Source organism: Algoriphagus halophilus, assembly GCF_900129785.1.
Lineage (GTDB): Bacteria > Bacteroidota > Bacteroidia > Cytophagales > Cyclobacteriaceae > Algoriphagus > Algoriphagus halophilus.
The window spans coordinates 1,259,868-1,284,446 of sequence record NZ_FSRC01000001.1 but is presented as its reverse complement, the minus strand read 5'-3'; the positions used below and the strand labels follow the sequence as shown (position 1 = coordinate 1,284,446).

Below are 24,579 nucleotides of genomic sequence, written 5' to 3'. Positions count from 1 at the left end.
ATTAAAAGCCAATTATCGCAAAGCCCAAAATTATATGAACATAAGAAAGAGCAAACCCATCATAGGGATAAGTATCGGAGATATAAACGGAGTTGGGATTGAAGTAACGATCAAGGCCTTATCTGATAACCGTATCTTCAAAAACTTTACCCCACTCATTTATGGGCATGGCAAAGCAATCTCATTTTATAAGAAGATCCTGAGTATAGATGATTTTAATTTTGTTCAGATTAAATCCTTGAATGAGATTCAGCATAAGCGTGTCAATGTCATCAATGTCATGGAGGAATGCCCAGAAGTGATCCCTGGTGTGGAAACGCAAGAAGCTGGAAAGATGGCTATTGAGGCGATTTCTCAAGCATTGGAGGACCTGAAAAATGGCCATATTCAGGCTTTGGTAACTGCCCCTGTCAATAAAAACAACATCAATTCAGAGGAATTGCATTTTGTGGGACATACTGAATACATCACAGCTTCCGTTGGAGCAAAAGAAAGTTTGATGTTAATGGTTTCGGACTCCCTACGAGTTGGATTGGTAACAGGACATATTCCTTTGGCCCAAGTTCCCCAAGCAGTGACCAAAGAAAAGATCATTCAAAAATCGAATTTGTTGTTAAACACCTTGGTCAAGGATTTTGGCATTGCCAGACCGAAAATTGCGATCCTAGGATTGAACCCTCATGCAGGGGAAGATGGGTTATTGGGCAAAGAAGAAGAGGAAATCATCAAACCAGCCATTCGTGAATTGAAAGACCAAAATAAAATGGTGTTTGGACCTTATCCTTCGGATGGATTCTTTGGAATGATGCACCAATCGAAATTTGACGGGGTTTTGGCCATGTATCATGACCAGGGATTAATCCCTTTCAAATCCATTGCATTCAGTTCTGGAGTGAATTTCACTTCGGGTTTGCCGATCATAAGAACTTCTCCTGATCACGGAACGGCCTATAATATTGCAGGCAAAAATGTGGCGGATGAAGGTTCAATGAGGGCGGCAATTTTCCTTGCATCGGACATTATTTCCCAGCATGAACAGGAAAATCAAGAGCGTTAGATAAAAAATTGGCTAGATTTCCGCAGCTAACCAAATATTATTTTACAATCTATTTTATCCTATTTAAATAATTCCCTAAATTTGCGGTCTTAAATCGAGAGGAGGAATCGTGAAATTCTGGAGAACCTTTGATATTGAGGTAATTAAGTTCGTTGAGGGAAGACACGAAATCGACTTCGAAATCGACGATTCGTTCTTTCAACATTTTGAAGACAATCATCTTGTCGAAAAAGGCAATTTGGCCGTACGGGTCAATATGAAAAAAGGCGCCAATTTGATAGAAATGGATTTCCATATCCAAGGAAAAGTCAGACTAACCTGTGACCGAAGTCTGGAGGAGTATGACCAGCCCTTAGATATTCATGAAACCATGATCTATAAATATGGCAGTGAAGAAGTAGAAATCAATGAAGATGTCATTATGATAACGAGGGACACTCCTTCAGTCAATGTGGCTCAGTTGATCTATGAATTCATTCTGATCAACCTACCTGCAAAAAAAATCCATCCTGATTACCGTAATGAATTGGATGAGGATGATTTTGAAGGAGAAGGTGGAATTGTCTACTTGGATGATGATTTTGACGAAGATGAACTTGAGGACCACTCAGAAGAAGAAACAAAAGAAATTGATCCCCGCTGGGCATCATTAAAAAATTTAAAAAACAAGGAATAATCATAAACCACATATAAAATGGCACATCCTAAACGAAAAATTTCGAAAACCAGAAGAGATAAAAGAAGAACTCATTATAAATTAGAGGCTCCTGGTTTGGCTAAATGCCCAACTACTGGCGAAATGCACTTGCCACACAGAGCGTTCTGGTTGGACGGTAAATTGTACTACAAAGGACAAGTTATCATTGAAAAAGAGGTACTAGCTTAATTAGCTATTTCAGTAATATTAAAATCCATTCTTGATTTAAGAATGGATTTTTTGTTTTAATAGGAATTCAATTCCCTGTCTTTCAGTATATTGATAACCGTTGGTAGTTTTTGTTTTGGTGGTCAGAGACAATTATAATATTTTTGGCAATCCCCAAAGGAAGTACACCAACCTTTCAACCCATTTTAAGGAGTTTTATATTTGGGGCTCCTTACTATAACCAAAAAATAATGGACAAAATCAGAGCCATGGTAACCGGAGTTCAAGGATATGTTCCTGAATACCGTTTAACCAATAAAGAACTTGAAACTCTGGTAGATACCAACGACGAGTGGATTTACACAAGAACAGGCATTAAAGAGAGAAGAATCCTTAAAGGTGAAAACCAGGGAACTTCTGTCATGGCAGTAGAAGCAATCAAAGGTTTGCTGGAAAAAACCCAAACCGACCCTCTTGACATAGATTTGATCATTTGCGCTACGGTTACTCCCGATATGCCTTTCCCGGCAACAGCCAATATCATTGCGGACAAAGTCGGGGCAAAAAACAGCTTTAGCTTTGATATTTCAGCCGCTTGCTCCGGTTTCTTGTATGCCATGCAAGTGGGAAGTCAGTTTATCCAAACTGGTCAACATAAAAAGGTAATCGTGGTAGGGGCTGATAAAATGTCCTCTATTGTGAATTACGAAGACAGAACTACCTGTATTCTTTTTGGTGATGGTGCTGGAGCTATTTTACTGGAGCCTACTACTGAAGAACTTGGAATAATGGATGCCTTGCTTCACGCTGATGGATCAGGAGCTCCATACCTCAATATGAAAGCAGGAGGAAGCATGAAACCTGCCACCCATGAAACTGTAGACGCAAGAGAGCATTTTGCAGCCCAAGAAGGTTCAACGGTGTTCAAATTTGCAGTGACAAACATGGCTGATGTCAGTGCTGAAGTGATGGAAAGAAATAACCTTACCAGCGATGATGTTGCTTGGCTAGTACCCCATCAGGCCAACAAGCGAATCATTGATGCAACTTCCAGCAGAATGGGCATCGGATCTGACAAAGTGATGATGAACATAGAAAAGTATGGCAATACTACTGCTGCTACCCTTCCACTTTGTCTTTGGGACTACGAAAGCCAATTGAAAAAAGGAGACAATTTAATTCTTGCTGCATTTGGCGGTGGTTTTACCTGGGGTGCACTTTATTTGAAATGGGCTTACGACCCTAAGTAAATTGATTAATTAATATAATAATTGAATATATGGCTAGTACTGCAGATTTTAAAAATGGGCTTTGCCTGGTGATGAACAATGAGATTTATTCCATTGTTGATTTCCAACACGTAAAACCTGGAAAAGGTGCTGCTTTTGTGAGAACAAAATTGAAAGGATTGACCAATGGCAAAACCTTGGACAAGACTTTTAATGCTGGTGAAAAAGTAGAAACTGCAAGAGTTGAAAAAAGACCTCATCAATTCTTATATAAGGATGATATGGGGTACCATTTTATGGACACCAACACCTTCGAGCAAATTCCTATTGAAGAGAAATTGATCGAAAGACCAGATTTATTGAAAGACGGACAAATGGTTGATATCCTTATTCATGATGAAACTGAAACTCCTATTTCTGTGGAATTACCTCCTTTTGTGGAATTAATGATTACTTATACAGAACCAGGGATTAAAGGAGATACTGCCACCAACGCACTAAAACCGGCTACTCTGGAAACTGGAGCAACTGTAATGGTTCCTTTGTTTGTAGAACAGGATATCATGATTAAAGTGGATACCAGAGATGGATCCTATTCTGAAAGAGTAAAATAATTAACTTAGCTGAAATCAATACTGATTGAATTCAGCTATTTTTATTTAAACCCAATTCTGAACTGTCTAAGGACATTCTTTAAAAAACGAGACTATGAAACCTAAAGAGATTCAAGAGCTAATCGATTATATCTCAAATTCAGGCTTAGCTGAAGTAAAAATCAAAACAGATGAGTTTGAGTTGTCTATTAAAAAAGATTCATCCAATGTACGTGTAGTCGAGGCTGCTCCAGCACCTGCTCCTGTAGCTGCTGCGCCGACTCCTGCTGCTGCACCGACTCCTACTGCTCCAGCTCCTGCACCTGCAGAAAACTCTAATTTAGTTGAAATAAAATCACCTATGATTGGTACATTTTATTTGACTCCTAATCCAGATTCACCTGCTTTTGTCAATGTAGGAGACACTATAAAGCCTGGACAAACAGTTTGTATTATCGAAGCAATGAAACTTTTCAATGAAATTGAATCTGAAGTTTCAGGAAAAATTGTAAAAATCTTGGTTACTAATTCTACTCCAGTAGAGTATGATCAACCTTTATTCCTAGTAGATCCTGCTGGTTAATAATTTTTCCAACTAAACTATAAAACCGTGTTTAACAAGATACTTATCGCCAATAGAGGTGAAATAGCATTACGAGTGATCCGAACTTGCAAGGAAATGGGGATCAAAACGGTTGCTGTTTATTCTACTGCTGACAAAGACAGTCTTCATGTAAGATTCGCTGACGAAGCGGTTTGCATAGGCCCTGCTCCTAGTCGGGATTCTTATTTGAACATACCAAGAATCATTGCTGCTGCAGAAATCACCAATGCAGATGCCATTCATCCAGGCTATGGATTCCTTTCGGAAAATGCTGAGTTTTCCAGAATTTGTGAAGAATATGGCATTAAGTTCATCGGTGCCAGCCCTGAAATGATCGGCAAAATGGGTGACAAGGCTACTGCTAAAGCCACCATGAGAGAAGCAGGGGTACCAACTGTTCCAGGTTCTGAAGGACTATTGGATTCCATTGAGCAAGGAATCAAGCTTGCAAATGAAATGGGTTACCCTGTAATTCTGAAAGCTACTGCCGGTGGTGGTGGACGAGGAATGAGAATCGTCAAAGAAGAAAGCGGATTTAAAAAAGCTTGGGATGATGCAAGAATGGAATCAGGTGCAGCCTTCGGAAATGACGGTCTTTACTTGGAAAAATTCGTAGAAGAACCAAGACATATTGAAATCCAGATCATCGGTGATAAAAATGGAAGAGCTTGTCACCTTTCCGAAAGAGACTGTTCTATTCAAAGAAGACATCAAAAACTGGTAGAAGAAACTCCTTCTCCATTTATTACTGATGAATTACGAAAAGCCATGGGTGAAGCGGCGATCAAAGGAGCCGAAGCAATTGGCTATGAAGGAGCTGGAACCATTGAATTTTTAGTGGACAAAAACCGCAACTTCTACTTCATGGAGATGAATACCAGGATTCAGGTCGAACACCCAATTACTGAAGAAGTAACTGATTTTGATTTGATCAAAGAACAAATCAAGGTGGCTGCTGGAGACGTCATCAGTGGCAAAAACTACATTCCTAAACTTTATGCCATGGAATGTAGGATCAATGCAGAAGATCCTGCGAATGGGTTCAGACCTAGCCCGGGAAGAATACAAAACTTACATATTCCTGGAGGTAGAGGAGTAAGAGTGGATTCACATGTATATGCTGGGTATGTTATCCCTCCTAACTATGATTCCATGATTGCAAAACTTATTGTAAGCGGTCAGTCTAGAGAAGAGGTAATTGTAAGGATGAAAAGAGCTTTGGAGGAATTTGTCATCGATGGTATTAAAACCACCATTCCATTCCACTTGGCCCTATTGGAAGACCCTGAGTTCAAAGCAGGTAATTTCACCACTAAATTCCTGGAAACATTTGATTTCTCTGTGATTAAAAAATAATCCAACCTTATACCAATTAAGAAGCTGTCCAAATGGGCAGCTTTTTTTATTTCAAATTCCACTAAACCCAATTCGAATTGGGTTCATTTGAAAATAGGCCCAAACAAATAATGGAATCGTTGCCACTGCTCCAAATGATGCCCAAAAATTGACTCGTTTTACTTTTAGAATATAAATTTCAGAAATAGGAACACCTGTTTCAATGGGCACTTTTAATCTTCTATTGTTTTTCTGTGTGAACAAACCTTGGATCGAATCATTTCTAACTTCAGAATAGGTAATATCATAACTGACACTATCCTTGGTTAGAACAAACAAGTCATCTCCTTCAGAAATACGTGAGAGTTGTCTTGGTTCAAAATACTTGCTCCTTTCTTCTACGGGTATATTTGGCTTGATCCAATCTACCTTATGATACGTTTTACATGAGGTTCCAACTAAAAACACCAACAAAAACATCCTTATTGGGCACCTAATAAATAATTGTCTAAATCGATATTCTTTCATATTAGTTGTCATCTACATAATCTTCTAGATCAGATACCAATTGGTGAACTATCACTCCCCAATAAATAACTAAAGACATCACTGGCACCCCAATCCCTACGCCCAAAGTTGTCCCCAAATTAAATTTTCTAACTCTTAACTCTTCTATTTCCGAAAATGCAATCCTTCTGGAGCTCGGGAATTCAATAGTTTGATTTTCAAACTTCCAAAATAATCCTTGAATGGATTCATTTACCGATTCAGAATAGATCAAATAGTATTTTTTAGAATTACTGGCTATCACCATTAAGCTATCTCCTTCCTTGATTCTTGAAATCTGTCTAGGTTCAAAAGACACACTCCTTTCTTCTTTTGGAACCTTGGGTTTGATCCAATCAATATTCTGATACGTCTTGCAATTGGAAAAGCAAAACACCAAAAGAATAGATATACAATATTTTGAAAATATAGAACGCATATTTTTCCTTTGAATAAAGCTCGAAAAATGTCTCAAATGATTAAAATTTCTGGATTTGATATTTTTGTAATTCTTACTAAAAACAGGTTTTTTATTAGGCAAAAACACTAATTTCCAATACATTAGACAATAAAAAAATAGATTCTATTAATCTTTTTTTTATTGAAAATCATCGGACTTTTATAAAAATTTTTTATAACTTAAAGCCGTTAAACTATCCCAAATGACCATTAAGAAGTTACATATACTGGCTTTTCTACCGATATTTGCACTGTTTTTTTCTTGTCAGGAAAAAAACAAAGAGACAAACTCTTTGGCCAATATCAACCAAGTCAGTTACAATTTTCATATTCGCCCCATCCTTTCTGATAAGTGTTTTGCTTGCCACGGTCCCGACGCAAACAAAAGGGAGGCTGACTTACGATTAGATACAGAAGAAGGAGCTTTTGCAGCTTTAAAAGAAAGCCCAGGAAAATTTGCGCTTGTTTCAGGAAAAATTGAAGAATCCGAAGTGTATCACCGGATCACTTCTGAAGATCCAGGTGAACTGATGCCTCCTCCAGAGTCTAATCTAGCATTGACTGAAAATGAAATTGCGCTCATTAAAAGATGGATTGAAGAAGGAGCTCAATACGAACCACACTGGGCATTTACAAGGGCAGAAAAACCTGCGGTTCCAGAAGGAACTGAATGGGCCAACAATGAAATCGACCAATTCATTTATCATAAAATGCTCGAGAAAGGGTTGGAACCGAACCCTAAGGCGGAACCCTATGAATTGATCAAAAGAGCAAGTTTGGACTTGACAGGATTACCTCCTAGCCCTGAAGTGTTGGATCGATTTAAGGATTTTTCAGGGGAATTTACTTACGAAGATTTACTGGATGGACTTTTATCAGATCCTTCCTATGGTGAAAAACTAGCTGTGCTATGGATGGATATTTCCAGATATGCGGATAGTTATGGGTACCAAGATGATAATATTCGAACCCAATGGCCTTATCGGGATTGGGTGATCCATGCATTCAATGAAAACCTTCCCTATGATGATTTTATCACTTGGCAGCTAGCCGGTGATCTATTGCCTAATGCCAACAAAGAACAAATTCTTGCTACAGCATTTAACCGAAACCATAAATACACGGAAGAAGGTGGCGTGATCGACGAGGAGTATAGAATAGAATACGTGCTAGATAAAACCAATACCTTCAGCAAGGGAATTTTAGGGATTACCATGGAATGTGCCCAGTGCCATGACCACAAATACGACCCTTTCTCACAAAAGGATTATTACGAGTTTTTTGCCTTCTTCAATAATACTCCTGAAAAAGGATATGAAGGGGATGTTTCGGTTTCCAAACCTGCCAAAACTCCTGTTTTATGGATGGATCATGAGGACCTTTCTGGGATCATGGACTTTATTAATTACCAAGACACCACTAAACTTAGTGTTTCTGTGATGGGTGAATTGGAAGGAGAGGAAAAAAGAACCACTTATATTTTGGATAGAGGAGTTTATGATGCCCCATCCGTTCCAGTTTCTGCCTCTACACCTGCATCTATTCTGGAATTTCCTGAGGATTTAGAGGCCAATAGACTGGGATTGGCAAAATGGACAGTAAATAGAGACAATCCATTGACTGCCAGAGTCTTTGTCAATCTTATATGGCAAGAAATCTTTGGTACGGGAATCGTAAAATCAGCCGGTGATTTTGGAATGCAAGGGGATTTACCAAGTCACCCTGAACTGCTCGATTGGTTGGCGGTGGACTTCATGGAAAATGGTTGGGATATCAAGCGATTACTGAAACAAATTTTAAGTTCTGCCACCTATCAACAATCAGCTGAAATCACAAAAGAACATTTAGCCGTTGACCCTGAAAACATTTATTTGGTTCGGGCTCCAAGACTAAGGCTTACTGCAGAAAATATCCAAGATTTGGTGTTGGCAAGTAGCGGCCTTTTGCATCAGGAACTCGGCGGACCAAGTGTCAAACCATACCAACCTGAGGGAGTATGGGAAGCAGCATCTTCTGGAAGAGGTGTCTTGGCAACCTATGTTCAAGATACCGGTAAAAGCCTTTATAGAAGAGGCCTTTACAACTTTATCAAACTAACTGTTCCTCCTCCAAAAGCGATCATTTTTGATGCAAGTAATCGAGACCAATGTGAGGTGGGAAGAGGAAGAACCAATACTCCATTACAAGCCTTGGTGATGCTCAATGACCCAATGGTTCTGGAAGCATCCAGAGTACTTGCGATGAATCTTGGAACTCAATTCAACGACGACTCAGAGGCCATCGAACATGCCTTTAAAAGAATTCTCTGTAGAGATATGAAACCCGAGGAACAAGATTTATTGGAATCTTATTTTGAAGATCAATTAGAACGATTTGAGAATAATCAAGACCAGATAAAACCCACCTTGGAAGTTGGGGAATATCCTATTGACCCAAGTCAGGAAACCGCTAGAAACGCTGCTTTAATGCAAGTGATAGTAAGCTTATATAATTTGGAAGAAACGATTACAAAGATTTAAGATGGAAAAGGAACTATTAGAGCAAGGATTAAATCTTAATAGAAGAAAATTTTTGTCCAAGTTAAGCTTGGGAGTAGGAAGTGCCGCTTTAGGATCACTCCTTATACCGGATTTATTCAAAGGAGGAAGTCCTGACGAGGAAGCAATTATGGCTGCCCTCCCCCATTTTGCACCAAAAGCGAAACGGGTAATTTATTTATTCCAAAATGGGGCTCCCAGCCAATTGGAATCTTTTGACTACAAACCACTTCTTAACAAAAATATGGGTCAGGAACTTCCTGAGTCCATTCGGAAAGGGCAACGATTGACAGGAATGACGGCTGGGCAAAGTTCTTTCCCTTTAGTCGGTTCTTATTTCAAATTCAATCAATACGGTGAATCTAGGGCCTGGATTTCTGAAATATTCCCCCATACAGCAAGTGTGGTAGATGATATCTGTATCGTCAAATCCATGCATACAGAAGCCATCAACCACGATCCTGCCCTGACCTTTTTTCAAACCGGAGCTCAGGTAGGGAATAGACCTAGTATGGGTTCTTGGTTGAGCTATGGATTAGGAAGTGAAAATAGCAACCTACCCGCCTTTTGTGTACTTCTTAGTAGAGGAAAAGGAAATGGTCAAGGAGTATACTCTAAACTTTGGAGTAATGGATTTTTAGATGCCACTCATCAGGGAGTCCAATTTTCAAATTCAGAAGATCCTGTATTGTATTTAAAAGACCCTAAATCCATGTCCAGAGATGAGCGTAGAAAAATGCTCGATCAAATCTCTGCCATGAATGATCTAAGTTATAGAGAATTTAACGATCCTGCCATCAGTGCAAAAATCCAACAATATGAGATGGCTTTCAGAATGCAAACAGCCGTACCTGAAATGACTGATGTTTCCAAAGAACCTGACAGCATCATTAAAATGTACGGACCAGATTGCTTAGTTCCGGGCACTTACGCAGCCAACTGTCTTTTGGCGAGAAAACTATCCGAAAGTGGCGTTCGATTTGTTCAATTATATCATCAAGGATGGGACCAACATGGAGACTTACCAGACCAAATGGCCATGCAGGCCAAAGATGTAGACCAAGCTTCAGCAGCGCTCATTAAGGATCTCAAGCAACGTGGTTTGTTAGATGAAACCCTAGTGATCTGGGGCGGTGAATTTGGCAGAACCAATTATTGCCAAGGTAAAATCCAACCAAACAATTATGGTAGAGACCATCACCCTAGAGCCTTCTCTATCTGGATGGCTGGCGGCGGAGTTAAGTCAGGAATGGTATATGGGGAAACAGATGAATTTGGATATAACATTACAGAAAACCCCGTTCATGTACATGACTTTCAAGCTACCATGCTCCATTTAATGGGGATAGACCATGAAAGGCTAACTTACAAACACTTGGGAAGGAGATATCGATTGACGGATGTTTCTGGAAAGGTTGTCAAAGATTTACTTGCCTAAACCCATATGCTTCATACAAAACGATTTCAACAACTACTCGAAAATGCACTTTTCGTATGGTTAGGGTTGGCTTTGATTTTATCAATTGCAGGTACCCAATTATTAATTCCCGACTGGCTTCAGGTAATTGGAAGAGCTCATCCCCTTTTACTCCATTTCCCAATTGTATTGATACTGATGGGTATCGTTTTTTTCTGGATTCCCAATATTAAAGAGGAAGTCAAAAAAGTGGGGACTTATTGCTTGTTAATAGGTAGTAATTTTGCGGGCATCACAGTAATTGCGGGTCTCATCCTAGCACAAGAAGATTATGAAGGAGCAGAACTCAACTGGCACCAATGGATGGGTATTGCGGCTTATATACTTTCAGTATTGATCTATTTTCTGAGCCAAAAGAAAGGTCCAATTTTCAAACCACTTTCTTTCTTATTGGCGGGAACTGTAGTGTTGACGGGACATTTTGGAGCTAATTTAACTCACGGTAGTGATTTCCTGCTCGCACCCATCAAAACTGACGAAGTTCCTCAAGTTCAATTAGCGGATGCTCAAGTCTTTAGAGACATGGTTCAGCCAATTCTGGAAGCCAAATGTCAAAGCTGTCATAAAGAAGGAAAGATAAAGGGGGAATTACGTCTTGATCATCTAGAAGGAATTCAAAAAGGTGGAAAATCTGGCCCATTCATATTACCAGGTGATGTGAATGAATCCATGTTGACCCAACGAATTCACCTTCCAAAAGAGGAAGAAGAACATATGCCTCCTAAAAACAAGGAACAACTTACTGAGGAAGAGATTGAAATTCTTACAGCTTGGGTACTTCATGGAGCAGATTTTGATAAAAAAGTAGTGGAATTAGCTCCAGAAAACGAGCTATTTGTCTTTGCCTCAGAAAAATTCAGTAAAACAAAAACTTATTCTTTCAAGGCAGCAGACCCTGAACTTATTCAGGACCTCAATAACTTTTTCAGAAAAGTGAATCCGATTTATCCAGAATCTCCGGCTTTGGAAGTATCCTATTTTGGGATTTCAGCATTTGATCCGGAATCACTCTTAGATTTAAAAAAGGTAAAAGAACAAGTGGTAAAGCTCAACTTGAATAAAATGCCTTTGGAAAATGTAGACTTTTCATTTTTAAGCGATTTCAAAAACCTAGAAGAAATCCAATTGAATTTCGCTGACATTTCCAATTCACAAATCGAAAGTCTGACAAAGGTAGAAAACCTTCAAAGTTTAGCCATCTCCGGAAATCGTGTGGGAGATGAAGCCATTCCTAGTTTATTGAAATTTAAGAATTTGAGAAGCTTTTATGCTTGGCAAACAGATTTTAGCGAAGATGGGAAAAGGCAGTTGCTGGATAATTTAAAGGATGTCTCCATCGATTTTGGCTTTGATGCAACAGGCCTTGTTTATGAATTGAATGCTCCCAAATTGGTATTTGATGAAGTATTATTTCAGGATAGCACCTTGTTGGAAATCAAACATCCAATAGGAACTGTCGACATTCGATATACCTTAGATGGTTCAGAGCCTGATAGTATCCAAAGCCCAAAATATTCGGAACCGGTTTGGATCAGCAATACCTCAAAAATTTCAGCAAGAGTATTTGCCAATGATTGGAAAGGAAGTGACACGGAAAGTATCCTGCTCTTCAAATCTGGAGTTCATCCATCAGAAATCGAATTATTGAAGAACCCTGAAAAAAAATATAGCGCAAATGGAGGTTCTACTTTAAGAGATCAAATCAAAGGAAAAAACAACCATACTACAGGAGAATGGCTAGGCTATCAAGATAATCCTGCGGATTTTGTAGTCAAATTTCCGAATGACAAAAAGATTTCTAGAATTGTTCTTAGTCTTCTTTATAACGAAAGTGCCTATATATTTCCGCCTAGCCTGGCAGAAATTTGGGTAAAAAAAGGAGACAATTGGACGTTAGTAGAAAAGGAGGTTCCCACTCAAAGCGAAGAAATTAAGTTGCCTAGATTAGAAGCTCTTGCTTTTGACCTTCCCAAGGAATCATTTGAAGAAATCCGAGTAAGGCTCACCCCTATTTCAAGGCTTCCGAAATGGCATCCAGGGGCAGGAGAAAAAGGTTGGGTATTCATTGATGAAGTTTTGTTGGAAGAATAAAATCAAAAACAGCCCCCTTAACTTTCAAAAAAACGAAACCCCCAGCTATTTGTTGGGGGTTTCGTTTATATAACCCGGATCCTTTTTTATCTAGATGCTATTTTATAGCTAATTCCATTGATGGTAATGGTTCCAGAGGACCTTGGAGCACCACGTGTAGCATGCACAATTCCTGCCATAATTCCTGCTGACATAGAGGTTCCAGACATGACCTGATAGGCATTCTGCCCATTTTGATTTGGCCAAGCTGAAAAGATATTTGCTCCTGGTACAAAATAATCAATCCCAGAACCAAAGTTAGATGCCGCATACTTTCCTCCTAAAGCACCACATCTGAAATCCAACGCTCCGACTGTAAAGATATTAGGCCCATTGATACATCCTGGTAAATTTTGAGCCGCATTTCCATTGTTGTTACCTGCAGACATTACTACAAACATTCCGCTATCAGCAATTGTCATAATAGCCGATGTTAATGCTGGGTTAGAAGTAGCACAATTGGATACATCGAAACTACCCAAACTCATTAATACCACATCACCAGGTTGACCATAGTTTGCAATATGATCCAAAGCTAAAAGGATCTTAGCCCAACTACTTACTCCATTATTATCAAACACTTTAATAGGGATGATTTCTGCTCCTGAGGACACTCCAGTTGCAGATAAGCTTCCAGAACCTTTACCTGCAGCCAAGCCAGCAACATGAGTTCCATGTCCCAATATGTCATTAAATGGTTGACTATCTACAAAGCTTATTGCAAGTCTGGAAGATTGATTTACATTCAAATCTCTATGGTTGGCATCCACCCCTGTATCTATCACCCAAATACTTTCTTTACGGTTATTACTATCTGTTGAACCGTTCACCAAGGCGATGGCACAACTAGCTTTATTTCCTTCATCATACAGCCATGAAGATTCTATATCATCAGATTGCATGATAGGCCTGCCTTGCATGATTGGTCTTCCTTGAGAGTCAGGTGTACTTTGCATAATCGGCCTACCTTGAATCTCTATGTCTTCGTCCACGCTTTCAACCTGTGGATCATTTAATAGATTTTCTCGCTCTTGGTCTGTCAAGGGTGCAACAAAGCCTACTTTTACGTCAAAAAATTGATTTTTCACATTTCTAATTCCTTTTCTATTAAGGAATTCCTGAAGCCTTACTTTTTTCTGATTTCTCTTGTCTTGGTTTAAATCAGATTGCCTGATTCTATCAGAATTGGTTGCCCGGTTTTCAAAAACAGGAACTTCAAAGGAAGCTTTCATGGTGACCACATAGGTTTTTTGACAATAACCTGATAGACAAATCATAAAAAATAAGAATCCAATCAATAACTTTTTCATAAGGAAGATGTTAAAACAATACAAAATCGGCTCAAATGAGTAATACCAAAATACTCTTTTTATTGTTCAAAATACATTTTTATGGTAAATAAATTAGTGTATCTTGAATAATATCAAGAATCAGAATAAATTGATTACCAAATTCTGATTTGATCCAACAGAAATTGATATTTATGAAACCATATAATGAATGTTTAAAAAAACTTTTAACAAGCCCATATAAATCACGTATTATTATTTCAAATACCACTTTATTTCGCTTAGTTTAATTAGCTGGGAAAAATGCAAACTATAAAGCCCCCAACTTCTGTAATTTTTTATGGATCAAGTCTTAAATAGGAAACATTCAATCGTCTACTTTTCTGATATTGTCGGATACACCCTTTTGATGGGTCAAGATGAAGATCATGCCTTCGAATTAATGAAGCAAAATTTGGTTCTTCACTCAGAGGTCTTCGAAAAACATCGGGGTAAAATCATCAAAGAATTAGGTGATGGGATTTTGGCAATTTTTGAAACTGCTGAGGAAGCCTTAGAAGCCAGTCTGGAAATACAAAAAGAATGGGGAAAATCAAGTGAACTAGAACTTAGAATTGGTCTTCATTGCGGCGGTATTATCCTCGATAATGGAGACGTCTATGGAGATGCGGTCAATGTTGCATCCAGAATTCAAAGCATCGGAGTTCCCTCCTGTGTTTTATTCTCATCAGATGTATTGGCTAACCTTCCGAATCACAGCAGGTTTACCCACATTAATTTAGGCCTATTCCGACTGAAAAATGTCGCGAAAGAACTAGAACTCCATGCGCTGACTAATCCACCTTTGGCAACCCCAAAAAGGGCGGATATGATTAAGAAGGTAAAAAGTCAAGAGCGTGAACCTTGGAAATTCTGGGTAGCCTTGGCCTCTACCCTCACCATTCTTTTATTCTTAATTTATTCCCTTTTGTGGAACAATTATACCTGGGAAAAAGAAAAATCCGTGGCTGTCTTGCCATTTACCAATGTTGATCCTAAAGCATCCCAAGATGTTTATTCGAAAGATATTACCCAAGAAATTATCAGTCAATTATCCGAAGTAAACGACATTAAAGTAATCTCTTATGGTTCGATTAAGGATATTAGAAACCCGAATTTAAATTTAGACTCTTTAGCCGAGATACTTGAGGTCAGCACTGTCTTAAAGGGATCTATTCAATACTTGGGTGATATGACAAAAGTAAACGTCCAGTTTATTGATGTAGAAGAAAACAAAAACCTGTGGACCTCTTCTTTTACTCGAAGTGGTCAAGATCTATTGAGAATTCAAAGTGAAATTGCAAAAGAGATTTCAAGAGTTTTAGGAATTTCTTTATCTGCAAAAGAAGAGGCGGAAATAGGCAAAGTTTTGACTTCAAGTCCAGATGCCTATGAATGGTACTTGAAAGCAAAGGAAAAATATTCTGAATATAATCCTGAAAGCTACAATATAGCAGTTGAGTATTTCAAGAAAGCAATTGAAATAGATCCAAATTTTACTCTGGCTTATGCAGGCCTGGCAGATACCTATGCGCAATTATCCTTGTTTGACTCAAGCAACTCTGTTAGTGAAAAGGGCTTGTTAATTGATTCAAATTCAGCAGAACTATATAAAACTAGGGGAAACACATATTACTACTTAGGGGAGTTAGACAATGCAAAAAAATCATTTGAAATAGCTATTTCAATCAAACCCAATTATAGTGAAGCCATTGGTAATTTAGCAACTGTGTATATGATTCAAGGCCACTTGGCAAAGGCCCTCCTATTGCAACAAAAATCTTCCACACTAAACCCTACAAGCTATATTCCATTTCAGATTTCAGGATGGATATATAGAATTTTAAACCGCTTTGATTTGGCTTTAGACTGGCTTGAAAAAGCCAATTCCATCAAATTTGATCCAGTAACTTCTGAACAAATTGCTTATTTATATTTAGAGCAAGGAAATAAAGAAAAAGCTTCTGAAGCTATTGAGGAAATACTAGCTGATTCTATTCATGATTTAGATTATGTTTATTCTACTGCTGGGTTTATTGAATTCTGGAGTGGTGAGCACCAAAAATCTAGAGAATTTTTTGAAAAAGCGATACTTGAAAATCCCGAAATACTGAACGACCCATTTAACTCAGCAGCAATTCCTCTCGCCTATGCCAACCTTCAATCAGGAAAAACTGAAATTGCCGACAGCCTCATAAAAAATGCCATTAGTATTAGAGAAAAGGGCGACAATAATCCCTTAAGTACAGATCCAGTAATTTTATTTGATTTAGCCCAATTAGAAGTTTTAAATAACAGAAAAGCAAGAGCAATAAATTATTTAGATCAAGCAGTAGCCTATGGATTCAGAGATGATTTTCACATCATAAGCAACCCCATATTTGATGCATACCGAAGTGATTCAAAATTTCAATCAATTTTGAAGGAAATTTCACAAAAACATAATGAACTAAATAAAGAATTACGTTTATCTGAAATTCAGCTTCAGACAAAAAATTGACGATTTCAAAAAGAATAAAGGATCCCAACATACATTATAAAATGGGTGCTGGTCCTTCATAATACTTACTAAGGCCTGACCGATTTACATCAAATTTGATCAGGTCTGCTATTTCAACTTTTCATTTTCGTCAATAATAAACCCCATTCTCACACCACAACCCAAAGCCAAGACAATTCCATTCATCTCCTTGTATTTCAGTTTCCTATTTTAGCTACAGGATAATCAGGATCTGGATCACCGGTTGCCGCCCCTCTTTTGATTGTTGTCAATGTACCCACGCCCTGATTATGATAAAGAATGCCGGAAAACATTGCCGCAGAAAGAGAAGTCCCAGAAACTAATACATATTCTCCCCCAAGAGCGGTAGTAAAAATATCCTCACCAGGCGCTAAATAATCTACCGTAGGTCTACCATAATCTGAAAAACTAGAATATAGATAGGTTCCAGAACATGGGATTTCAACAGATCCGATCGTATATATATTGGATATAGTCGGGTTAGGGTTAGTAGCATCAATGCAACCAGGAAAATTAGTTAATGACTCTTTCGAACTATTTCCAGCTGACATTACTACTTTGACCCCTTGATTCGCTAGCGTTAAAATTAAAGTTCGAATTCCTAAATATTGAGGAGCAGTACAATCTCCAAATTGGATATCACTACCCCAACTTAAATTTACAATATCACCTGAAATGGAATTTGATAAAATATGATTTAAAGCAGATACGATTTCGGCAGTATTGGTATTATCATTTTTATCAAAAATCTTAATAGAGATCATTTTTGCATTTGGATAAACTCCATTGACACCATATCCATTGAGGTAAATAGGATCAGAAGATGCCAAACCTCCTATTACACCTGCCATGAATGTACCATGTCCATTTTCATCATTAAATGGATCATTTTTCGGGTTACTAGAAGGGACTGAAAAGTCTGCTGACAAATCTATTTGAGCTGGCTCAAAATTCAAATCCTGGTGATTTTTATCAATTCCAGAATCCACTATCCATACGCGATGGTTTTGAACAGGTAGACCAGGTTGGCCTCCACCAATTTCCTGAATCATGGTACTTGATTTTGATAAAGAATCATACCTAAGTTGCTCTTGCATGATTGGCTTTCTAGTTTGCTCTATAAAGTCCGACTGCATGATTGGCCGTCTAATTTGCAATTCAAAAATCTGTTTACTGAAATAATTTAATGCTACTGAATTCCTGTTCAAATTTTCATATTGGGAAGCTGTAAGTTCTTCCATATAAACAGACACTTCAGAATAAACCCTTATATGGTTTTTATCAACTTGAATTGTACTGTCTATGGATTTTATGAATTCTATAACACCATTTTTAAGGTTAGTTACCAAACTTTGGCATCCCTCACTTGAAAAACCCATTTCACAATAGGAGTTATTGGACAATGGTTTAAAATCAGCATCATCCGTAAATACTAATTCATAATTGTAAAGATGCTCTGTAACAACTTGGTTTTTATCGTTTTCATTTACTGGAAGAGTGCTTTTTGAACATGAAACCCAACCTAGACACAGAAAAACAAAAAAATACGCGAACCTTCTCATAACAACAAAAATTTAACCTATTAAAAATCAACTCATTAAAAGTATTTTAAGTTAAAAAAAATCAACGTTATTTAAAAATAATCCTATTTAAATATCACAATTACGTTTATTTAACCAGCATTTTAATAACTACAAAACCTTATTCTTTCTGAAGTTCTTCCCTGTATAGATGGATATTTTCTTCAATTGATTCTTCTAATTCAGGCTCTTTAATATCCTTATATCGGGTCACTTCATCTAAAATAGTCTTGGCAACCAGAACTCTGGCAGTTTCTTTATTATCAGCAGGAATAACATACCATGGGGCATGGGGCTTGGAGGTCCTATTGATCGCTTCTTCGTAGTATTCTTGATATTTCTCCCAATAGCCTCTTTCTTTCAAATCTCCCGGCGAGAATTTCCAATTATGTTTCTTCTTATCTAGTCTCCTAAGCAATCGTTGCCTTTGCTCCTCTTTACCTAAGTGCAAGAAAAACTTTAAGATGATCACTCCATTTTGGCTAATATGATTTTCAAAATTATTGATTTGCTCAAATCTATTTTCCCAAAAATCCGGAGTAATATCTTCTACTGAGTTTATGCCGGGGAGATGCTCTCCCAGAATATATTCAGGATGCACTCGGGTTACCAATACGTTTTCATAATGCGTTCGATTAAATACAGCATATTTCCCTCGATCTGGCAACGCAATGTAATGTCTCCACAAATAATCATGCTTTAATTCATTGGAGGTAGGAGTTTTAAAACTATGAACTACTACTCCACGAGGATTGAATTCTTTGAAAACCTCTCTGATTAAACTATCCTTCCCAGCGGTATCCATCCCCTGCAAACAGATCAATACCGAATATTTGCTGTGAGCATACATGATGTCTTGATGTTCACTTAATTCCTCTCGAAACTCATTCAGCTTTTTTGATTTCTTCTTTTCTGAAGTTTCCAAATCATAAGATGTTGAAATTTTATGAAGCTCAATAGGAGTAACCACTTTAAACTTTTCAGAATCTATATTTTTCATAAGGAGAATTTTAATTCAATAAAAAATTGGCTGAAGGCCTTAATCCAAGATAATATTTTAAATTGAGGCAGGAATACTTCCTCCATTTTTTTTAAGTTTAAACCCAAACGACCAAACCTTAATTATGACTTTAAAACAAGATACAGGAATCTTAAGCAATCGGTATCTAGCATTAGATGTTTTACGTGGCATGACCATCGCCTTTATGATCATTGTGAACACCGCGGGTGATTGGTCAAATTTGTATGCTCCTTTAGCACATGCCAAATGGCATGGTTTCACCCCTACCGACCTGGTTTTCCCAACATTTCTATTTGTAGTAGGAAATGCCATGAGCTTTTCCATGAAAAAGCTACAGGACATGTCTGCCAAGAATTTCTTTAAAAAAGTAGGCAAGCGGGCTCTTTTGATCTTTTTAATAGGCTGGCTATTAAATGCATTCCCTTTTTATGAACTGACAGAGAACGGTGGGTTCAATTTTATCAAGCTTACTGAAGTGAGATTATTTGGGGTTCTTCAGAGAATTGCCCTTAGCTATTTCTTTGCAGCCATCATCTTATATATTGGAGGGATTAGACTAGGCTGGATTTTTAGCGCAATTGCCTTACTGGGCTATTGGGCCATCATGTATATTTTCGGTGATCCAGCAGATCCCTATGGATTGACAGGAAATGCTGCCATCCAATTGGACCTATCTTGGATTGGTGCTGAGAGAATGTATGGTGGAGAAGGAATTCCATTCGATCCAGAGGGAATTTTAAGTACTCTTCCAGCCATTGTGAATGTGATCGCTGGTTACCTCGTTGGGAGGTTGATCCAGCAATTGGGGAATGGCATGGAAACTATCAAAAAACTACTGATTGGTGGAGCGGTACTGATAGCTGCAGCATATATCTGGGACCTCGTTTTCCCGATCAACAAAAAAATTTGGACCAGCTCCTATGTATTATTGACTGTGGGAATTGATATGTTGATTTTGGCTGTTTTGGTATACATTATAGAGTTGAAAAAAGTAAATAACTGGACTTACTTTTTTGAAGTTTTTGGAAGAAACCCATTGATATTGTATGTCGCATCCGGATTAGTAATCACTCTTTTTGGAATGATTCCTATCGGGGAAATCAGTTTAAGGTCCACGATCTATCAAAATTTGTTTACCAGCTGGTTAAGCCCTAAAAATGCTTCGTTCTTTTTTGCGTTCAGCTATATGCTTTTGATCTGGATCATAGGACTTTGGATGGACAAAAAACGCATCTACATCAAGGTTTAAAGTAATTGCAACGAATTTGTATTCTATATTCTGAATTTTGTAAATTATCCCTGCTTTTTAATTAAACAGGGATTTTTTATGAAATTAAAAATTGGAGTTTACAATGTGGAATGGATGAGGGAACTCTTTGATCCTGAAGGAAATCCAACCACCACTGGAAAAGAGGGAGAACGAAGTCAGCAGTTAGCAGCGGTCATTGAAGCCATGGATCCTGATTTTTTAGGTATTGTAGAGGGTCCGAACACATTAGTCAACCTTTCCAAAACAGCTAGCCTCCAATTGGAAGCATGGGTTCAGGCGTTTCTTCCTCAAAAAAACCTAAAGGGAATACACGGTTTCCCCTCACCTGGTCAACAGGAACTATGTGCCTTATATAATCCAGACAAAATAAATGTACTTTTTACCCCAGAGGTAAAAGAAGGAAAGAGGTTTGATGAACCCTTCGTAGTGGACACCCTAAATAGACTTATCAAAGAGCAATATAAACACTATAGGCCCCCGTTAGAACTTAGCATTTTAGGGTTAGATGACACGCTATTTACAAGGGTAATTATTGCTCATACTAAATCTAAAGGAATCTTTGATATGGTAGACTATGCAAGGTTTGAACAAATTTCCCAACGGGACCGCCTCAAGTTATTTGCAGAATGTATGTCCATTCGCCAGCGCTGTGATGAATATTTGGAGAAAGGACAACAAGTCATGGTCATGGGCGATATTAATGATGGATTTGAACTGGACTTTTACGAAAATAAGTTCAGCAAATCAGCGGTTGAACTTCTGCTTGGAGATACTTGGCATCCAGAATTCATCCTAAAATCTGTTTTGCCTAAACCCAAATTAAACTCTTATGGATGGACTCCCAATTCGAGTAGATTCAAAGACCGAATTACAGGAGATCAAGTCAATGTACTGATTGACCACATTTTAGTCAGTCAAGGAATCCAAGTGCTCCATGGAAAAGTTTGGAATCCCTACCTGGAAAAAGATGACAATTTGATTCAAAGCGTGAAAACTCAATTGAAAAATGCTTCGGATCACTTTCCAATAGTATCTGAAATCGAATTTTAATACCTAGTACAATGGACCAAGCAGCACAAACCATGATGGATAACCTTCAAAAAAACACAGGAAAAAGCCTGGATGAATGGGTATCCATTGTCAAAAAAGAAAATTTTTCAAAACATGGTGAAATCCTCAAGTTCTTAAAAAGTGATCATGGGTTTACCCATGGTTTTGCCAACCTAGTCGCTCACAAAACCTTGAAATCCGATGCAGGATCTGCCAGTGGATCGGATGAGTTGATTTCCAAACAATACAAGGGAAAAGAACACCTTTTACCGCTATTTGAAAAATTAAAGGTTGAAATTAAAACCTTTGGAAACGACATTGAATTTGCTCCAAAGAATGCCTATGTGAGCGTCAGGAGAAAGAAACAATTTGCAATGTTAATTCCTGCTACGAAAAACCGGTTTGACATTGGAATCAATCTCAAAGGCCAAGAACCCACTGGCATGCTTGAATTAGATACTAAATCTAGTGGAATGGTAAGCCATAGAATCGTAGTCAATCCGGAAGAGCAATATTCAAAAGAAGTAATTAACTGGTTAAAAAAGGCTTACGATGCAGCTGGTTAAAAACCATTTATAAAATAGGATTACTATTTATCAATTTCTGAAGGGTTTCTCTAGATTTTAGGTTCTACCTTGATATCTATAAAACACGCTTAATTTATGCTTCCTTCATTTCGTCCAAACCCCACTAAAAAGTACTTATTCTTGCTAGCTTTTGTGGCATTGCTTGGGAATAGTGCATTTTCTCAAATCACCGAAGAAACCTACCATAAAGCCGAATACTTTCTAAGTAATAATATTCAAAGGGAGGTTTACCACTTGGATGTAAACCCAAATTGGCTGGAAGGAAAGACCAGCTTTTGGCATTTAACCCATACCCAAGATGGAAAAAGGTTTTTCTTGACGGATATATCCGAAAAAAAGACAGTTGAGGCCTTTGATCATACAAGGCTTGCAGAGTTGCTAGAAGAGAAATCCGGTGAACCCATTGATGATCGTAACCTCCCTTTTAATCGAATCTCTTTCAATCAAGACAATTCATTGAGTTTTCAATGGCAAAACAAAACCTGGACATACCGGGAAGAAAAACTCGAATTTAAAAGATTGGAAGATTCCGAAACAAGGGACCGCTCTATTTCCCCCGATGGGAATTGGAAAGCTTACACCGAAAACTTCAACTTATTTGTCGAAAATCTAGAAACCGGAGAAGAGATACAATTAAGCTTTGATGGTAAGAAAGATTATGAATATGCTTCCTTTTGGGGATGGTCTGATCTGATCTATGGAGAGGATGGAGAAAGACCTGAACACTTTACGGTCAACTGGTCTCCTGATTCAAAAAGAATACAAACTCAAATAGTAGACCTGAGATTAGCTGAGAAAATGTTGCTTTTGGACAATAGTCAGGATGATAAGTTTCGTCCTCAGCTAAAAGGTTATTATCGAGGCTCCCCAGGGGATACTACTGTGGTGACCTATACCCCAGTGCTATTTGATATAGAGTCCAAACAATCCACCAAATTCACGGAATTCACCTCTCCTCATTTTATTGGTATGTACTTCAATTGGAACCCGGATGGCAAGTATTTATTCGGGACTTATTTACATCGGGGCTTCAAAGCTTTTGACTTGATTGAGATCAATGCGGAAACCACTAAAATCCGAAAGGTGTATTCTGAATCCTCACCAACCCATATCAACAACAATAATATTTTCCGAAGATTGGATAATGGGCAATTCATCCTAGGAACAGAAAAATCAGGCTGGAACCAGCTTTACTTAATGGATTGGGCATCTGGAAAGTTGGTCAATAGAATTACCAATGGAGATTATGTAGTAAAAAACCTGCTTTCGATTGATGAAGAAAAGGAGGTAATCTATTTTGAGGCAGCAGGGGTAGATAACAATGTAAATCCGTATTACTCCTTTGTTTACAAGGTCAATTTTGATGGGACGGGTCTGCAGCTTTTAACCCCTGAGAAATCATTTCATGATATTTCGTATTCTGGAGGTAGTAAGTATTTTGTAGATAATTATTCCACGGTAAATGAACCTACAGTCTCAGTGGTGAGGGAGTTAGAAACAGGTAATATCGTCCATGAGATTTCAAAAGCAGATATCTCCAACCTATTAAAAAGGGGGTATCAAAGCCCTAAGCAGTTTACTGCTACTGCCAAAGACGGCAAAACCACCATTTATGGTATCTATTATTTACCCACCACTTTTTCAGCGAAGAAAAAATATCCTATTGTAGACTATACTTACACCGGCCCCCATATTGACATTACTCCAAAAACCTTTCGGGCAGGTCTCATAGGGCTTCAACAACCCATGGCTGAACTTGGATTTATTGTGGTGACCGTAGATGGACTTGGAACCCATGGAAGAGGAAAAGCTTTCAACGATGTTTCCTATAATAATCTTGGAGATGGCACGACAGACCATGTATTGGCCATTAAAGAGTTGGCAAGCAAAAACTCATTTATGGATGTAGAAAAAGTGGGAATATTTGGTCATTCTGCAGGTGGGTATGATGCAGGCAGAGCCATGTTATTACATCCTGATTTTTATAAAGTAGGGGTTGCTTCTGCTGGTGATCATGATCATCGAATGGAAAAGGCCTGGTGGCCTGAAATGTATATGGGATACCCTGTGGGGGATTTCTACCATGAGCAATCCAATGTCACCAATGCTGCTAACTTGAAAGGGCATTTGTTACTGGCCCATGGAGGGATCGATGAAAATGTCAACCCTTCAGCAACCTTCAAACTAGCGGAGGCCTTAATCAATGCAGGCAAGGATTTCGATCTGTTTATTTGGCCGAGTAGAAATCACAGTTTCGGCAGGACTAATGGAGATTATTTCACCAAAAAACGCTGGGATTATTTTATTGAACACTTGCTAGGTGAGGAACCGATCAGGCACTACCAACTAAAAACAGATTAGAGCTCAACTACCTGAGGTTTCGAATTGGA

At 38.2% G+C, this 24,579-nt stretch carries 20 protein-coding genes; 15 read left to right on the top strand and 5 right to left on the bottom strand.

All coding sequences use genetic code 11. The features are described from left to right. Positions 1-34: 34 nt before the first annotated feature. The 7 genes from pdxA (at position 35) to accC (ending at position 5,704) form a co-directional block, all read left to right on the top strand. A complete protein-coding gene (gene pdxA, locus BUR11_RS05475; RefSeq protein ID WP_074225130.1) occupies positions 35-1,057 on the top strand; it encodes a 4-hydroxythreonine-4-phosphate dehydrogenase PdxA in 1,023 nt (340 codons plus the stop codon). Positions 1,058-1,166: 109 nt separating this feature from the next. Next, entirely contained in the window at positions 1,167-1,733 is a 567-nt protein-coding gene (locus BUR11_RS05470) for a YceD family protein (protein WP_074223782.1), read from the top strand. 18 nt (positions 1,734-1,751) lie between these two features. Continuing rightward, positions 1,752-1,943: a 50S ribosomal protein L32 gene (gene rpmF / locus BUR11_RS05465; RefSeq protein WP_008201274.1), complete on the top strand. Its 192-nt coding sequence runs from the start codon at positions 1,752-1,754 to the stop codon at positions 1,941-1,943. 230 nt (positions 1,944-2,173) lie between these two features. Then, positions 2,174-3,172, top strand: a complete 999-nt coding sequence (locus tag BUR11_RS05460; protein ID WP_074225129.1) for a beta-ketoacyl-ACP synthase III — start codon at positions 2,174-2,176, stop codon at positions 3,170-3,172. Positions 3,173-3,201: 29 nt separating this feature from the next. Further along, positions 3,202-3,765 (top strand): elongation factor P, encoded by a 564-nt coding sequence (gene efp, locus BUR11_RS05455; protein ID WP_074223781.1) that lies wholly within the window; start codon positions 3,202-3,204, stop codon positions 3,763-3,765. A 94-nt stretch (positions 3,766-3,859) separates the two neighbouring features. Then, complete coding sequence (accB, locus tag BUR11_RS05450) at positions 3,860-4,327, top strand: acetyl-CoA carboxylase biotin carboxyl carrier protein (protein WP_074223780.1); 468 nt, start codon at positions 3,860-3,862, stop codon at positions 4,325-4,327. Between the two features lie 27 nt (positions 4,328-4,354). Beyond that, a complete protein-coding gene (gene accC, locus BUR11_RS05445; RefSeq protein WP_074223779.1) occupies positions 4,355-5,704 on the top strand; it encodes an acetyl-CoA carboxylase biotin carboxylase subunit in 1,350 nt (449 codons plus the stop codon). Between the two features lie 51 nt (positions 5,705-5,755). Here the strand turns inward: accC and BUR11_RS05440 are convergent, their stop codons facing one another. Together BUR11_RS05440 and BUR11_RS05435 are read right to left on the bottom strand one after the other, a co-directional pair. Further along, positions 5,756-6,211: a hypothetical protein gene (locus BUR11_RS05440; RefSeq protein WP_143185849.1), complete on the bottom strand. Its 456-nt coding sequence runs from the start codon at positions 6,209-6,211 to the stop codon at positions 5,756-5,758. Between the two features lies 1 nt (position 6,212). Continuing rightward, entirely contained in the window at positions 6,213-6,668 is a 456-nt protein-coding gene (locus tag BUR11_RS05435) for a hypothetical protein (protein ID WP_143185847.1), read from the bottom strand. A 223-nt stretch (positions 6,669-6,891) separates the two neighbouring features. Between BUR11_RS05435 and BUR11_RS05430 the strand changes: the two genes are divergently transcribed. From BUR11_RS05430 to BUR11_RS05420, 3 genes are read left to right on the top strand one after another with little or no spacing between them, the layout of a single operon-like run. Beyond that, complete coding sequence (locus BUR11_RS05430) at positions 6,892-9,207, top strand: PSD1 and planctomycete cytochrome C domain-containing protein (RefSeq protein WP_074223776.1); 2,316 nt, start codon at positions 6,892-6,894, stop codon at positions 9,205-9,207. Between the two features lies 1 nt (position 9,208). Then, positions 9,209-10,663 (top strand): DUF1501 domain-containing protein, encoded by a 1,455-nt coding sequence (locus BUR11_RS05425; protein WP_074223775.1) that lies wholly within the window; start codon positions 9,209-9,211, stop codon positions 10,661-10,663. Positions 10,664-10,669: 6 nt separating this feature from the next. After that, a complete protein-coding gene (locus BUR11_RS05420) occupies positions 10,670-12,793 on the top strand; it encodes a c-type cytochrome domain-containing protein (protein WP_074223774.1) in 2,124 nt (707 codons plus the stop codon). Between the two features lie 86 nt (positions 12,794-12,879). Here the strand turns inward: BUR11_RS05420 and BUR11_RS05415 are convergent, their stop codons facing one another. Next, a complete protein-coding gene (locus BUR11_RS05415) occupies positions 12,880-14,142 on the bottom strand; it encodes a S8 family peptidase (RefSeq protein ID WP_074223773.1) in 1,263 nt (420 codons plus the stop codon). A 319-nt stretch (positions 14,143-14,461) separates the two neighbouring features. On the opposite strand from BUR11_RS05415, the gene BUR11_RS05410 reads away from it, so the two are divergent. Continuing rightward, on the top strand, positions 14,462-16,660 hold the full coding sequence (locus BUR11_RS05410; RefSeq protein WP_074223772.1) for an adenylate/guanylate cyclase domain-containing protein: 2,199 nt from the start codon (positions 14,462-14,464) through the stop codon (positions 16,658-16,660). Between the two features lie 197 nt (positions 16,661-16,857). On the opposite strand, the gene BUR11_RS05405 is transcribed toward BUR11_RS05410, so the two are convergent. Beyond that, positions 16,858-18,243, bottom strand: a complete 1,386-nt coding sequence (locus tag BUR11_RS05405; RefSeq protein ID WP_074223771.1) for a S8 family peptidase — start codon at positions 18,241-18,243, stop codon at positions 16,858-16,860. Positions 18,244-18,382: 139 nt separating this feature from the next. Next, positions 18,383-19,261, bottom strand: a complete 879-nt coding sequence (locus tag BUR11_RS05400; protein ID WP_074223770.1) for a PPK2 family polyphosphate kinase — start codon at positions 19,259-19,261, stop codon at positions 18,383-18,385. A 124-nt stretch (positions 19,262-19,385) separates the two neighbouring features. Here BUR11_RS05400 and BUR11_RS05395 point away from each other — a divergent pair, with 124 nt between their 5' ends. The 4 genes from BUR11_RS05395 to BUR11_RS05380 all read left to right on the top strand — a co-directional run bounded on the left by BUR11_RS05395 (position 19,386) and on the right by BUR11_RS05380 (position 24,550). After that, positions 19,386-20,531, top strand: coding sequence for an acyltransferase family protein (locus tag BUR11_RS05395; protein ID WP_074223769.1), 1,146 nt, complete (start codon positions 19,386-19,388; stop codon positions 20,529-20,531). A gap of 78 nt (positions 20,532-20,609) precedes the next feature. After that, on the top strand, positions 20,610-21,602 hold the full coding sequence (locus tag BUR11_RS05390) for an endonuclease/exonuclease/phosphatase family protein (RefSeq protein ID WP_074223768.1): 993 nt from the start codon (positions 20,610-20,612) through the stop codon (positions 21,600-21,602). Between the two features lie 11 nt (positions 21,603-21,613). Next, positions 21,614-22,168, top strand: a complete 555-nt coding sequence (locus BUR11_RS05385; RefSeq protein WP_074223767.1) for a DUF4287 domain-containing protein — start codon at positions 21,614-21,616, stop codon at positions 22,166-22,168. A 96-nt stretch (positions 22,169-22,264) separates the two neighbouring features. After that, positions 22,265-24,550, top strand: coding sequence for a S9 family peptidase (locus tag BUR11_RS05380; RefSeq protein ID WP_074223766.1), 2,286 nt, complete (start codon positions 22,265-22,267; stop codon positions 24,548-24,550). The last annotated feature ends 29 nt before the right edge of the window (positions 24,551-24,579 follow it).

What these genes read in the sequence shown, in the direction of transcription:
- pdxA (WP_074225130.1), top strand. Translation starts at nt 35, where the DNA reads ATGAACATAAGAAAGAGCAAACCCATCATAGGGATAAGTATCGGAGAT.
- rpmF (WP_008201274.1), top strand. Translation starts at nt 1,752, where the DNA reads ATGGCACATCCTAAACGAAAAATTTCGAAAACCAGAAGAGATAAAAGA.
- BUR11_RS05460 (WP_074225129.1), top strand. Translation starts at nt 2,174, where the DNA reads ATGGACAAAATCAGAGCCATGGTAACCGGAGTTCAAGGATATGTTCCT.
- efp (WP_074223781.1), top strand. Translation starts at nt 3,202, where the DNA reads ATGGCTAGTACTGCAGATTTTAAAAATGGGCTTTGCCTGGTGATGAAC.
- accB (WP_074223780.1), top strand. Translation starts at nt 3,860, where the DNA reads ATGAAACCTAAAGAGATTCAAGAGCTAATCGATTATATCTCAAATTCA.
- BUR11_RS05440 (WP_143185849.1), bottom strand. Translation starts at nt 6,211, where the DNA reads ATGAAAGAATATCGATTTAGACAATTATTTATTAGGTGCCCAATAAGG.
- BUR11_RS05435 (WP_143185847.1), bottom strand. Translation starts at nt 6,668, where the DNA reads ATGCGTTCTATATTTTCAAAATATTGTATATCTATTCTTTTGGTGTTT.
- BUR11_RS05430 (WP_074223776.1), top strand. Translation starts at nt 6,892, where the DNA reads ATGACCATTAAGAAGTTACATATACTGGCTTTTCTACCGATATTTGCA.
- BUR11_RS05425 (WP_074223775.1), top strand. Translation starts at nt 9,209, where the DNA reads ATGGAAAAGGAACTATTAGAGCAAGGATTAAATCTTAATAGAAGAAAA.
- BUR11_RS05420 (WP_074223774.1), top strand. Translation starts at nt 10,670, where the DNA reads ATGCTTCATACAAAACGATTTCAACAACTACTCGAAAATGCACTTTTC.
- BUR11_RS05415 (WP_074223773.1), bottom strand. Translation starts at nt 14,142, where the DNA reads ATGAAAAAGTTATTGATTGGATTCTTATTTTTTATGATTTGTCTATCA.
- BUR11_RS05410 (WP_074223772.1), top strand. Translation starts at nt 14,462, where the DNA reads ATGGATCAAGTCTTAAATAGGAAACATTCAATCGTCTACTTTTCTGAT.
- BUR11_RS05405 (WP_074223771.1), bottom strand. Translation starts at nt 18,243, where the DNA reads ATGAGAAGGTTCGCGTATTTTTTTGTTTTTCTGTGTCTAGGTTGGGTT.
- BUR11_RS05400 (WP_074223770.1), bottom strand. Translation starts at nt 19,261, where the DNA reads ATGAAAAATATAGATTCTGAAAAGTTTAAAGTGGTTACTCCTATTGAG.
- BUR11_RS05395 (WP_074223769.1), top strand. Translation starts at nt 19,386, where the DNA reads ATGACTTTAAAACAAGATACAGGAATCTTAAGCAATCGGTATCTAGCA.
- BUR11_RS05390 (WP_074223768.1), top strand. Translation starts at nt 20,610, where the DNA reads ATGAAATTAAAAATTGGAGTTTACAATGTGGAATGGATGAGGGAACTC.
- BUR11_RS05385 (WP_074223767.1), top strand. Translation starts at nt 21,614, where the DNA reads ATGGACCAAGCAGCACAAACCATGATGGATAACCTTCAAAAAAACACA.
- BUR11_RS05380 (WP_074223766.1), top strand. Translation starts at nt 22,265, where the DNA reads ATGCTTCCTTCATTTCGTCCAAACCCCACTAAAAAGTACTTATTCTTG.